The following is a 13,328-nucleotide window of genomic DNA, read 5'->3' on the forward strand; positions in this document are numbered from 1 at the left end:
TATATAATCTACCATAATAAGGAGTCATAATATGCCTAATGTTTTGATTGTAGATATTAACCAATATTCCGGTTCTCTATTAAAAGGAATTATCAGTAATTACTACGGTGTATCCATATCAGAAAATCCAAATAATGCAATAAGTAAAATTGAAACGGCCCTATTTGATGCGGTAGTAGTTGACACACTTAAAATTAATTCCGATATATCAAAATTAATTTTTACCATAAAAAAAATCGCCCCTCATATACCAATAATCGGCGTAACAGAAGATATGTCTCCCCAAGAAGAATTTACCCAAATAATTAACCATCCCCTTTGCGCCATAAAATTCCTTAAATCTATCCGGGACGGTATATTTAAAACTTCAAATGAAAAATTATTGCATCGCGAACTTTCCTATAATACGGAAATTTATGCCGGCAGAAATACATCAGATGCTATAAAATGCAGATTAATCAATCTTAGCTCTACCGGCATGCTTGTGGAAAATTTTCTACCAACCATAGGCGGAGACATCAAAAAAGAGCGTGAAAAATTCAATTCGTTTTTCTCTAAATTCGAGGAGAATAAGAAAGATAAATTCACCGCTTCCTTGCTATTAAAACAAAACGATCAGTTAAATATCAGAACCCACATCGCCTTCATTGATCGTGAACCTAGTGAAAGTATTAAAGATATCGGATTTAGGTTTGATGATCTTAAGCAAGAAGAGCTTCAAGCCTTAGAAAAAATTATTTTGACAGAAGCTGCTTAATGCTTTCTAAGGTTTTCCCCACACTGATAGAGACCATACATTCCAACGTTTCCTTGGGACATTCTTTTTTGTCACAACCTAAACAATCCAAATCGCTAGCTAAACAAATATGGCGCTCTTTATCCCAGTAAGGCCCCCAGTTTTGAGGTAGACTCACACCCCAAAAGGATAACGTCGAAGTTCCCATAAGATAGGCTAAGTGCGTAGGGCCACTACTGTGCCCTATAAGTATTGATAACCTTGATATAAGATACGCTAACTGAGCAACTGTGGTTTGGCCTGTAAAATCAATTATTTTTCGCCCCATTTGTGATTGAATATCATCAACAATTACTTTTTCACTAATGGAGCCAATACAAATAATTTTTGCATGATGGTTTTTGATTAATTCGTCTGCCAATTTAGCAAAATGTTCTGGTGACCAACGTGGTGCCGTGCGAGAACCCGGATGTATTCCAATAATCAATTCTCTCTGATTTACTCCATTTTTGATTAGTATTTTATCTACCATATCTTTAGCATCTTCGGGTATATTCATAACTGGGCGACCTCTTAAACAAGATAAGCCCAGTTCTTTTATAGAATTAAGATTTAGTTCAATCATATGAATATCCCTTGAGAAATGAACCAATCTATTATACATTTTAGCCAGTTTAGCGCAGTCATATCCAATACGAACCGGTATGCCTGACAAATAAAGAACCAATCCAATAAATGAGGAACTATCATAAGATGAGATTGAAATATTAAACTTCTTATTTATAATCCGCAGCCACAACTTTGTAAACCAAAAAATAGATCTAGCCTCTCCCGGAGATGTTATCCATATATTATCAACTAATCTAGTGATCGCACTCAGTTCTGCCCCAACCGAAGTAGTTAACAGCGTAATTTCCGCATCCGGCATACCTTTTCTAAGCGAATTAAGCATTGGCAAAAATGTAACCATATCCCCCAACATGTTAATTTTAACCACTAAAATTTTTTTAGCGACTCGCATAATATTACTTAATAGACTTGAGGGAATAATCCTCTTTGTCAACATTTAAATTAGGGTTAAAATATGGGTCGCCTTTTTCTAGTTTAGTCTTCCATCTATTCCAAAATATAATTCTGTCTTTTGGCAATGGCTTATAAACGTCAATACGGCTAATCGCCTCGTGGTGAAGCAGTCTAGCAAAAGGCGTCCAGATGATACGATATCCTTTTTCTATTACTCGTAAACATAGATCAGTATCATTACATTCAACTTCCAAAGTCTCATCAAAACCATTTAATTCCCGAAAAACTTCACGACGCATCATCATGCAAGCCCCTGTTACCGCTGAAGTATTTCGTACTACGTCTAGAAATCCGTAATAATCAGCACCATCTTTAACAAATCTAAAACTATGTCGCCCCATAACATCGTTTTTCCCAGTGAAAAATATACCCCCATGCTGAACCGTTCCATCTGGGTATAAAAGTTTCGCCCCGACAATACCAATTTCCTTGCGTTGGCAATGCTCTATCATCGCCCCCATCCAATCACTGTTTAATGCTTCAGTATCATCATTAAGGAAAAGCAACATTGCGCCATTAGCCTCTTTCGCCGCTATATTATTTATTCGCGCATAATTGAATTCGTCCTTATATTTAATCACTCGACATTTCATCTGAGACATATCTATAGAACATCGGGATAAATCACTCCGACTATTATCTATAATAATAATTTCGATATTCCGGTAAGCTGTCTTCTGCGCTAATGAAGAAAAACATTTTTGGAATATATCCGGTTTACTAAATGCAGTAGGTATAATAATAGAAATAAGCGGGTTCTCTATAATTTTATATCTAACCCGATAAGCGTCATTACGAGGCAGCGACAATACTTCTGCTTCACGACCACGCTTCCTGATAATATACTCTAAGGTTTCTTTCCCACTTTTAGCATCAGAATGATGGTCAAAATAGCTGCACAAAATATTAGGGATATGCAATATTTTTTTACACTTTGATTCGGCAATTAAAAGCATTTTGTATAAATTATCATCTAATCCTTCAGTCTTTTTCAAACAGCTCGCTTTGACGCAAAAAAACCTACCCACATAGTTCATACCCATCAACAGATCAGGAGAGTAATCCGGCTTAAAAAAAGGTTTCACCCTGTTACCCGATTCGTTTAGCCAATCATTATCACAATATACTAAATCTATCTCCTTTTCGATATTAAGCCGTTGAACAATTTTAAATAAACAATGGGGCTGTATGATGTCACCCGGATAAACGAACCCAATAAAATCATTCTCTTTATCAACAAACAAATCTTTTACTGAATCCACACCAACCACGGAAGCTCCTTCTTGTTTACTAAAAGGCAAGTCACCTGCACCAATAAGATAAATCTTCCAGTTATGATAAACCTGTCCTGCCACAGACTTAATTGATTTCTGCCAAGCAAACGATTCAACACCCTCGCGAGCAATAATACCAATAGCAATCTTAGGCTGGTATGGAAACTCGTTGATTTCTCTTTGCATCCCGTAAAGGACATTTTCTGACGGATGTCTCTTAGACAACCATTCTTCATAACTAATAGAATGTTCATCCATGACACCCTGACCTGCTACAGCCCCCCTAAAAACTGTTGTAATTCTTTCGTAGAATCTGCGCCTCCGGCTTCCGAAAGGTAATATCCGACCTTTAGCTATCCGGTATTGTAAAATTAACGAATCGCCTAATGGTTGATCCTTAACAACTCCAAAAAATCTCTTTACTCGAAACAGTAAAAAATCATAACCGCCTCGCAGAATAGTACCTTCCGGTATTAATCGCTTCTTAATCCTTCGGAATTTATCCAGTAAAATCTCACCTAATGCTTTCATATGTTCTTATTTAATTAATTTCGATGCATCAGTTACCCATTTTATTTCTATCTGGCCTTCCAGCAATTTTGTAAACTTGTCATTACTATAATCCCAACTCCATCTTTTAGCCGTTTCTAGACCACCTTCAATAAGTTTCCTTAGTAAAATCCTATCTTTTATAAGTATTTCAAGCTTCTCACGTGCTGCCCGAACATCACCTTGCTCTATAACTAACGCATTAACACCATCCACAATATACTCATCGTAACCAGTAACTTTATTCATTATTACCGTACCACCACAAGCCATCATTTCCAGTGGTGGCATTGCAAATGACTCCACCTTAGACATCTTGACAAGAACATCACAGGCTGAGTATATTTTTCGCATATCCTTCAGCGGCACTTTCTCAAAAAAACGATCGCATTTCCAGCCCGGCTTGGGACGACCGCCCGAAGAAACACACCAAACATCCACATCCATCCTGTCAACTACTTCAAAAGCCTCTTTCATACCCTTAAAAGATACATCAATAGGTCCCTCTAAAAGAACCCTTAATCGAGCGCCTTTAGGTTCAAGCGGCTCGTCTGGGAAAAATAGTTTATTATCCAAACCATTGGGAATATAGCTCGCCATCTTACCGAAATCATCTTTAAGCCATTGTCTTAACCACTTGGCAATAACTATCATTTCAAAATCGAAGGTATAAGTCTGCCTGGCCAGTTTTGATTCCTCACTCCCAGGTGGATTCAAACGAGTCTCATCTGACTGAATAAAGTAAATCTTTCGTCCAACTGGTATATCTTTCACAGTATAAACTGTTTGCCAACTTGTACTAATTGCAATATCAATCCGTGGCATCAGGCTTTTCATATCATTTATTGATATAACCTGGGGCAAAACTTCCGGGAACCATTCTTCAAGACCTTTCTTAAAAGGAAACAACTCATTATCAATTATCAAAACATCATATCCTTTCTGCAAAAACCTGTTAGCATGCTGGCAAACTACAGCTGTTCCACCGGTAATCCCCTGGCTGGGTATAATAAAGGCTATCGTCGGCTTTATGGTTGGCACCATTTTATGCAATTTAATAGATTTCTCTCTCCACATTTTCTCATCAGGAATAAATCGTTCGCCCAGATTACCTGAATGAAACCGCAGAGTTGCCAACACCTCCGGCACTGCCTTAAACTTACAGCCCAGATAAGCCAACCTCAACCATAGTTCGTAATCCTCACAATAACACATATCCGGCCTTAAACCGCCGGCTTTAAACAAAACCTCTGTTTTAGCCATTACCGTGCTTTGGGAAATAAGGTTTTTCTCTAATAAACTGGCATAATCAATGCCTGATGCATAAATTATTGCACTATCTCCATAACACAAAGCATCCAAATTACGACACCCTTTTTCGTTTTTTACCTTCCATGAACCATAAATTAAATCGGCATCAAACTGTTCCATGCATTTCACCGATAACTCCAATCGATTCGTCTCAGCTATATCATCACTATCTAAAAATGCCAGATATTTCCCCCGGGCTTCCTTTATTCCACGGTTACGACCTCTTACCGAAGTCCCACTATTGTCCTTATATATAAAAATTCTAACCTGAGGATTCGATTTATAACTATTAACTACTGCTAGCGTTTCGGCCGGCGATCCGTCGCAAACTAGTATCAACTCAAAATTCTTGTATGTTTGCGCCAGTATAGACTCGATACTCTCTTCCAAAAAATCCGTCCGGTCATAAACCGGGATAACCACGCTCACCTTTGATCCATTTGCCAAATCAACCGGCATCATCTGCCCCCCTAGCGTAGCAACTTGGTATTGATACTGCAATCCAAACACTTTTTTAATACCACCAACTATTGTTTGATATGCCATTCGCCGACGGCTATGCCAAGGCATAAGTTTCTCCTTAAAAACACGAAGCCGACCTAAAATATATTCCGACAATGCCTTATCATAAGATAAACCAAATAAGTCCTTCCATCGCCTTAAAAACCAATCATAAAACAGCTTGCTGATGTAATGCTTCATCAAAAACTTATCCTTAAGCCGACGGTATTTCGCTAATAATCTATCCCCAATCCCTGATTGCATGATCTATTTCCTTCCAGCAATTATCACATTATTCAACAATCTAAACGGCAGCTTCCCAGCTAATATCCACCGCAGAGAAAAAGGTAATATTTCTGTAAACCACTCAACCAGTTTTATAATAATTAGCGGCATACCAATATACCTTCTTTTTATATAGATATATGACTTTATTTTATCAAATCCACCTTGTCTAAACAGATTGGCAAGCTCACCGTAGGTGTATTCTTTCAGATGAAATCCTGTAGCTACCTTATCCCCAAAATAGCCGGAGATGTCGTGGGGTCCGTGCAAACGGTTGGGCGTCAAACAAATATACACCCCATTTTCTTTCAAAACCCGGTTAATATTCTTAATTTGACCAACGGCATCATCCGGATGTATATGCTCTATCACGTGATTGCTGTAAGCAATATCAACGCTTTTTTGACCAACCGGCATTTCGCATCCATCATAAATAACTAATTTAAAGTTATCCGGCAGGCGCTGATTCTTGGTTATTTCTGCTGAAACATCCATCGCGTAAACATGCTTAACTCTTTTCGCCACCTCAAAAGCCAACCGGCAATTACCCGGCCCTATTTCTAAAAATTGAGCCCCTGGAAACAGGAACTTCTCCAACAGCTTTGTCTGCACCGCTACAATATCATTCTGGGCTTCCGCAGATAATTCCATAGCAGACAGCTCCGGCACCGCCCGATAAAGCTCATCATAAAGTAATTTGTAAAGATTCTTGCGTTCACCTTGGCTTGAATTTCGCAACTTATGTGCCAACTGCTTTTCCAGTTCATAATGTCTGGTTAATTGCTCTACGGTCCGCTTCTCACCTGCCGGGATCCTGACAGCCATATTATTTCTGCTATTCAATAAATTCAAGAGTATTACAAACACCATTAATATTTTAATGTTATGTTAATTATATACCCGGGTCAAGATTTTGTAATTAGGTGCAAACTCCGAATAGTCCTAATTGTGAGTATATTTCACATACCTCCACCGCCGGAGCAAATGTATCATAGCATTTCGTTATATTTAAGCTTCAAAGATCCTAAGGAGCTGCAAAAGGTGTTGCCTAACGAAGCCAAACCAGATTATTCCTTAACCGCTATGATTATATCTTGATAACTCAAAAAGTTATTCCTTCCGCACCATACCCCATATTGAATAGGCTCCCTGACTTTTAGTCCATATTTCTGAGATATCTCCTGGATGAACCCCTCGGCATAAGCCACAGCAAACTCTGGTGCATCCTTATTTACCGTACGACACCCGCCGATATCATATTTAAAATCCAGAGTGCTTAATTTTGCGTCAATGAGTTTTTCCGATTCAGTATTTAACAGAAAAAAAGTAATGAAGCATCGCCCGCCACTTTTTAGTACGCGAGCAATCTCAGACAGGTAACTTTCCATATCCCTGGGAAGCATGTGAGTGAACACGGATGTCAAGAATATAAAATCAAACGATTTATTATCGTAAGGAAACCTGTATTCCGACGCCTTATATTTACCCTGCGGGTTATATGATTTATTGAACACATCGGCCAATCGAAAACTAAAATTAGAATATCTGGGGGTAATCCTTTTTCGGCACCAGTTAATTCCGTCAGCGGCTATATCAAATCCCTCATAAGCGCCTCTTTTATCCAGATATTTTGTCAGAGGAACAGCCATCCGACCGATACCGCATCCGACATCCAGCACCTTTTCATCCGGTTTTAGCCCGCCAATTTCCAGGAAATAACTAAAAAACTCTTGACCGGTCTTCTTAAAATCACCATCGCCGACAAAAATCATGCCTTTTGGAGGAGTCAATTCATCCCGCCGGCCCAGCAATAAATCAATAGTATCTACAATAAAATAATAAAACCATCTGATTAACCGCCAGATAGACCTTGGCATAAATCTCCGAATAATATTTTTCATATAAGACTAAAACGCCGTGCAGGATAATACCGCTAGTTTCGCATATTTGACGGCCCGCGGTTACTGTTTCATCAGCTCATCGTATGACTTGATGACCTCATCCGGGTTGCCTTCCTTGGCAATCTTACCTTTGTCCAGAAATATCACTCTTTCTGAAAATCTAATTATATCACTCATGGAATGAGAAACCAAAACTATCGTTGTTCCTTTCTCCTTGAAAGACAACATCTTTTTGTAGCATTTCTGTTGGAATGCAATATCTCCCACAGCCAGTATCTCATCAATCAGCATAATTTCCGGGTCAAGATGAGCAATAATAGAAAATGCTAGCCGGGCCACCATGCCGCTGGAATATGTCCTGAGAGGCTGGTCGAGAAACGCCCCAATTTCCGAAAACGCAATGATGTCGCTGAAATTCTTATTGACTTCCGCCTTGGTCATACCCATCAAAATGCCGTTAAGGAAAATATTCTCTATGCCAGTAAGCTCAGCATTAAAACCCATCCCCAGTTCCAGCAATGGTGAAACACGGCCGTTTATAGTTACTTGGCCTTTATTAGGCTTAAGAACCCCGGCCATAAGCCCAAGCGTTGTACTCTTACCCGAACCATTTCTTCCGATAATACCTACCCGCTCACCCCGGCCGACCTTAAGCGAAACACCTTCCAGCGCATGGAAAGTAGTCTGGTTTAAAGCCTTTATTGAAGAAGGCAGACTAAACAAGAACTTCTTAAACCCGCCGGTCACCGCGTGATACAGCGGATAAGATTTAAAAACATTCTCAAAATTAATAACCGTTTCCATAATTTACAATACTTCCGCAAAACGCCATCTCAACGCTCTAAAAATATAATACCCGATAATGAATATCACCAGTCCAAAAATCAGTGCATTCAGCATCATAATCCAATCAATGGTTCCGGTTAAAAATAGGTTGCGCCAGGAAATCAACAACGGAGAAAACGGGTTATACTTTATAATAAACTGGTATTCTTTGGGCACCTGCGATTCATGGTAAAATATCGGTGTGGCGTAAAATAAGGCCATAGTTAGCAAATTGACTATCCGCTCTAAGTCTCGAAAAAACAGGTTAATAGAAGCAATTGTCAACGCCAACCCGCAAACCAAAAAGAATTGAATCAATATTAATATGGGCAGCCCGTAAATCCATGACCAGGTCGGGTATTCACCGAAAAAAAACATAAACGCCAGAATCACTGGTATCGACAGGATAAAGTGCACCATGTTATTAAAAACATCGGCTAGTATCACCGCCTCACGCGGAAAATTAGTTTTCTTAATCAGAGAAGAATTACCTAGAAATAAAAGCGGCGCGATATTAACAGAATTCATCACCCATTGCCACGGGAAAAGGCCAGCAATCAGAAACAAGGTGTAATTCTCTATCATTGCGCTCTTGGGAACTCTCATAACTATCCCGAATGCAAAATAAAAAATTACGGTGAGGAAAAGCGGGTGCGCCACGGACCAAATGTACCCCAACAGGCTGCTTTTATACCTAACTTTTATTTCCTTCTGAGTCAGCACCACTACCAAATCACGATAATATTCCAAACTCATACTTATTTTACGGCTACCATCCAGACGCCAGCTGTTATCAGTATCAAACCGGATATCTGCACCCAGTTAAGAACCTCTTTCATAAACAACACAGAGACCAGAATAACTATCGCATATCCGCAACTGGTCATAATCGGATAAGCAATGCTCAGGTTCATTTTAGAAAGTGCGTAGCTGTAAGCCACCAGAGCCAGGATAAAGCACGTAACGCCTAACCAAAGTATATAATTTCCAGCCATTCTTAAAAGCATTTCCGTTATTTTCAGGCCGTCCAAACTACCGCCTTTGGTCATACCCACCTTTATCAAAATATTAGCTAAAGCATTAAACACAATAGCCAGTGTCAAGATAACATATAGCATTTAAAACTCCTCGCTTACTCTTCCGGATATGTTTTAAACAGTTTCCCCCATTTGCTGTTTTTAAGAATTTGCTCCATTATACCAGCGCCTTTGAAAGGCCACCATATTTTATCATGATATAAATACGAACCGAATATAAATATATATACCAACGGCGTGTGGAAAAATAACCTCTGGAATATTTTCAACGGGCTAAACCACAATGTATCCCCGCACTTGCTGGCCAGGTTATCGCCCACGCAGAACGAAAAACACTCCTTAGAGATATCCTCTCCTACTATCTCAATATCCTCCGTTAAACCAACACCTAGCCCGGCTTCGTGCGCCAGACGGATGTATTTAAGGCTCATCGGGTCGAATCCCATCATTTTTGCGGCCACCGCATCAATCGCCACGCTGTCCGCGCTGGCCAAGATATAATCCTTTTCAACCGGTATCATCGTCCGCGGACCCGGCCCGTTGCCACAGATGGTGCCGTCCATTATCGCAAATATGCCTGAATGAATTTCCTTCTGAATCTGCAATAAATCCACCAGCGTTTCGTGAATAACGCTGTGCGTATAGTGGCGCTTAGTATTGAGCAAGCCACCAAATGCGTTTTTCATCGCACCGGTCGTAGTCGTGTAAATATGACACTTAACGGTCGGCAGGTGGATAATGCTTTTACCGATGAAATACTCCGGAATCATGATTCCATCTGGGAAAATCTTATCCAACACCAGCATCCTGGCCTTGGGCTGATAACGTACCCATTTAATATCTTCGGGCCGGAAGTTATACAACTCCGGTATCTGGTATTTCTTGTAAACCGGCCCTAAGCGATTGAGTTGCCCCCCCTTAAACGGATCGGTAACAACCGTATTATTGTGCACCGCTGAAACCTGCTTATAACCAAACATCCTTAATGTCTGGATCGTTCCTTCTAATTGCCACGGCGTGGTATTAGCGCCCGGGAAAGGAAAATGCCAGGAAATATTATCCTTGAGTATCACCGGCTTATCTTTAGGTAACGCCTGTCGGATTCCGGCCATTTCGGATAAACGCTCAATATCCGTCAGGACTGTTCCCGGATTGGTTTTTATAACTGCGACCTTAGATTTCATATTAAATGCGGGAATCTTAACCGACAAAATAGATGATACTGACGCAGGCGATAACCCAAAGTATCAAATTAATCAAAAGCGGCTTATCACTAAACATCAGCGATGCCGGGTCACCGCCCTTTTCTTTCTGATGCACCAGATAAAGATACCTGAATATCCCGTAAAGAACAAACGGAGTGGTCCAGAGCAGACGTTTGGTCCCGAAAGTCCTGAATGTTTCCTCGCTGACCGTATATAACATATAAGACATTACCGTTGAAGCCGTTACCACAGCCATCATCTGATCCAAAAAATAAGTGCTGTAATGCTCCAGCACCTCGCGGTGGCTCTCCGCATCACCGCCCATAACTATGATTTCGTGGCGCCGCTTGCCAAAAGCCAGGAATAACGCCAGAAGCACCGTACAAATAACCAGCCAGCTGGAAGGCAGAACCGAGATAACCGCCGCTCCAGCCAGTACCCTCAGAACGAACCCGGCGGCAATAACCATCACATCGATAATGACCATATGTTTCAGGGCTATTGAATAAAACAGGTTTATAAGAATATAGACCGCCAGCATCGAACCAAACCCTTTATTCAGTATGAAAGCTACCAAAACCGAGCCGGCCCCGAGCATGGCGGAAATAAGTGATGCCGCCCTAACCGATATCAGCCCGGATGCCAACGGGCGTGTCTTTTTCCGAGGATGCTGCTTATCGCTTTCCAGGTCCAGAATATCGTTAACAATATACACTGCACTAGCCGCTAAAGAGAATAATCCAAATCCGGCTAAGGATGAAAGAATATCCGGCCACTGAAAAAGCTTCCGGGAAAAGATAAGCGCCGCAAATACAAACAGATTCTTATTCCACTGTTTTACTCTGAAAAGTTGTATCAATGTTAATATCATAAATGATGCCATCACCTAAATTTTATCGCCTTATTTAATATATTATCGTCAAGTAACGCTTGCTTACTAAATTAATGTTCGGGAAATTACCAAAGCTATCCTGTCAAACAGAAATAACCAGGTTTTTGCCATTGCGTTTAGCGGGATAAAATACCACATCATCCCAACTTGAACAACAAACTTTCTTTATACGTATATCGCTATTTTTACACACAAGTGCTAATCCTGTTAATCAACGCCTCACCTTTTACATATCTCAAAAGCTTGACACGGCTTGTGAAATCTTATACATTAAATACTTTTTATGAGGACTATAAAACTCTTTCGGCTATTGTTACCAGTCTTTCTGCCCGTTCTGGTTGTTACGGGCTGCGTATCTTCCCGCCCGGATGAACGACCAGTGACTCCTAAAGAGCAAAAGGATATGGCCGAAATTAAGGCCAGTTTTATCCTGTTAGCGGACGGAATGACCTCAGGAGACCTGGACAAAGTCTTCAAAGTGGTCAGCGTCCAAGAATGGGATAGACAGCCTTTCAAGGAGTTCAAGGACAGCTACGAGAAGAACAAGCTGGTCTGGCAAGCGATGTTCAGGGGATCGTTCCTAAAAACCATCGGGATTGAAAATAACATGGCTTCGGCTGTGGTTATCTGGGGTACCGGTGAATCGGCCCTGCTGGAGTTCATTAAGGAAGGCGAAGGCTGGAAACTCCTGAGTATGAGCCTGCCGGCGCCGGTAATTTTCCCGGGCGGCGCGCCGCCGTCACCGGTTGGTCAGTAATAATTTAGTAATATTTTTATGGAGGGCGTTAACACTATGAAATCGATATTAAACATCAAGAATACCATATCGGTAATTTTAACAATGTCATTATTCTGTTCCGGCGCTTTTGCGGCCGATGCCAAGACTGAAGCCCCGAAACCGGCACCGTCAGCGATTACGCCAACTCCGGTTGCGCCGATACCCGAACCTGTTAAAGAACCGACCCAGCCCAAACCGACGCTTGACCCGGCAGTCATCCTGGAAAAGCAGGTGGCGTCACTCTTGGAATCATTAACCAGCAACGACCCGACAACCACGGAAGAATCCCGCCGGGAACTGCTGGAAATAGGCCGGCCGACCGTGCCGCACTTGCTTAAAGCGCTAGAAACAGCCAAACCGGACATGCGTTATATGGTGGTGGAAATAATATCAGATTTACGGGACGAACGAGCAATCAATTATCTGGTCAAACTCTTGGCGGATAATGATGAGTATACGGCCAGTATCGCTTCGGTAGCCGCCCGGGCATTAGGCCGGATGGGTAATAGTATTGCCATACCTCACCTGATGAAATCAATAACTTCGACCGACGTAGAACTGCGCTATGAATCCATCCGGGCGCTGGGACTGCTGCGCGCCAAGGACTCAATTCCTCTTATCAGACTAGCCGTCTCGGATACGGCCCAAACATTTTTAGGCTATTATGTCCGTGCCGCGGCTATCCAGGCGCTGGGACGGATGAAAGATGCGAATTCGGTTAAGGAATTAATTCCGATGCTCAGGAATACGGATGTGGAACCAGCTTCCGATGAACCGGTAGCCCGCTACGCGGTAAAATCACTGGAATTTATCACCGATTATAAAACAGGCAGTTTTTCAGCCAGGACCGACCAGAAGAAAAAGGATGAAATCATCAAGTCATGGGAAGATTGGTGGGAAAAGAACAAAAAGAATTACGAATAATAAGCGCCCTTACAACGCTTAACCCAT

13 protein-coding genes are annotated in these 13,328 nt (G+C 41.2%); 3 read left to right on the top strand and 10 right to left on the bottom strand.

All coding sequences use genetic code 11. From position 1 onward, the window contains the following. The first annotated feature begins 31 nt into the window (after positions 1 to 31). The gene (locus WC980_00975; protein ID MFA5793631.1) at positions 32 to 757 is read left to right on the top strand and encodes a hypothetical protein; all 726 of its coding nucleotides are present in this window, start codon (positions 32 to 34) and stop codon (positions 755 to 757) included. Here the strand turns inward: WC980_00975 and WC980_00980 are convergent. The 10 genes from WC980_00980 to WC980_01025 all read right to left on the bottom strand — a co-directional run bounded on the left by WC980_00980 (position 735) and on the right by WC980_01025 (position 11,578). Continuing rightward, positions 735 to 1,757 (bottom strand): glycosyltransferase family 9 protein, encoded by a 1,023-nt coding sequence (locus WC980_00980; protein MFA5793632.1) that lies wholly within the window; start codon positions 1,755 to 1,757, stop codon positions 735 to 737. The genes WC980_00975 and WC980_00980 overlap by 23 nt on opposite strands. A 4-nt stretch (positions 1,758 to 1,761) precedes the next feature. Next, the gene (locus tag WC980_00985; protein MFA5793633.1) at positions 1,762 to 3,624 is read right to left on the bottom strand and encodes a glycosyltransferase family 2 protein; all 1,863 of its coding nucleotides are present in this window, start codon (positions 3,622 to 3,624) and stop codon (positions 1,762 to 1,764) included. 6 nt (positions 3,625 to 3,630) lie between these two features. Further along, entirely contained in the window at positions 3,631 to 5,718 is a 2,088-nt protein-coding gene (locus tag WC980_00990) for a glycosyltransferase (GenBank protein MFA5793634.1), read from the bottom strand. Positions 5,719 to 5,721: 3 nt separating this feature from the next. Then, entirely contained in the window at positions 5,722 to 6,564 is an 843-nt protein-coding gene (locus tag WC980_00995) for a class I SAM-dependent methyltransferase (GenBank protein ID MFA5793635.1), read from the bottom strand. A 242-nt stretch (positions 6,565 to 6,806) separates the two neighbouring features. After that, positions 6,807 to 7,511: a class I SAM-dependent methyltransferase gene (locus WC980_01000; protein MFA5793636.1), complete on the bottom strand. Its 705-nt coding sequence runs from the start codon at positions 7,509 to 7,511 to the stop codon at positions 6,807 to 6,809. A gap of 189 nt (positions 7,512 to 7,700) precedes the next feature. After that, a complete protein-coding gene (locus tag WC980_01005; GenBank protein ID MFA5793637.1) occupies positions 7,701 to 8,444 on the bottom strand; it encodes an ABC transporter ATP-binding protein in 744 nt (247 codons plus the stop codon). Positions 8,445 to 8,447: 3 nt separating this feature from the next. Further along, positions 8,448 to 9,221, bottom strand: coding sequence for an ABC transporter permease (locus WC980_01010; protein MFA5793638.1), 774 nt, complete (start codon positions 9,219 to 9,221; stop codon positions 8,448 to 8,450). Between the two features lie 2 nt (positions 9,222 to 9,223). Further along, positions 9,224 to 9,583: an SMR family transporter gene (locus WC980_01015; protein ID MFA5793639.1), complete on the bottom strand. Its 360-nt coding sequence runs from the start codon at positions 9,581 to 9,583 to the stop codon at positions 9,224 to 9,226. Positions 9,584 to 9,597: 14 nt separating this feature from the next. Continuing rightward, the gene (locus tag WC980_01020; protein MFA5793640.1) at positions 9,598 to 10,686 is read right to left on the bottom strand and encodes a DUF362 domain-containing protein; all 1,089 of its coding nucleotides are present in this window, start codon (positions 10,684 to 10,686) and stop codon (positions 9,598 to 9,600) included. 16 nt (positions 10,687 to 10,702) lie between these two features. Then, complete coding sequence (locus WC980_01025) at positions 10,703 to 11,578, bottom strand: decaprenyl-phosphate phosphoribosyltransferase (GenBank protein MFA5793641.1); 876 nt, start codon at positions 11,576 to 11,578, stop codon at positions 10,703 to 10,705. Positions 11,579 to 12,002: 424 nt separating this feature from the next. Between WC980_01025 and WC980_01030 the strand changes: the two genes are divergently transcribed. Both WC980_01030 and WC980_01035 read left to right on the top strand, forming a co-directional pair. Beyond that, positions 12,003 to 12,356, top strand: a complete 354-nt coding sequence (locus tag WC980_01030; protein MFA5793642.1) for a hypothetical protein — start codon at positions 12,003 to 12,005, stop codon at positions 12,354 to 12,356. 36 nt (positions 12,357 to 12,392) lie between these two features. Next, positions 12,393 to 13,301, top strand: a complete 909-nt coding sequence (locus WC980_01035) for a HEAT repeat domain-containing protein (protein ID MFA5793643.1) — start codon at positions 12,393 to 12,395, stop codon at positions 13,299 to 13,301. The last annotated feature ends 27 nt before the right edge of the window (positions 13,302 to 13,328 follow it).

The sequence above is a fragment of the Candidatus Brocadiia bacterium genome, from assembly GCA_041658285.1.
Classification (GTDB): Bacteria; Planctomycetota; MHYJ01; order JACQXL01; family JACQXL01; genus JBBAAP01.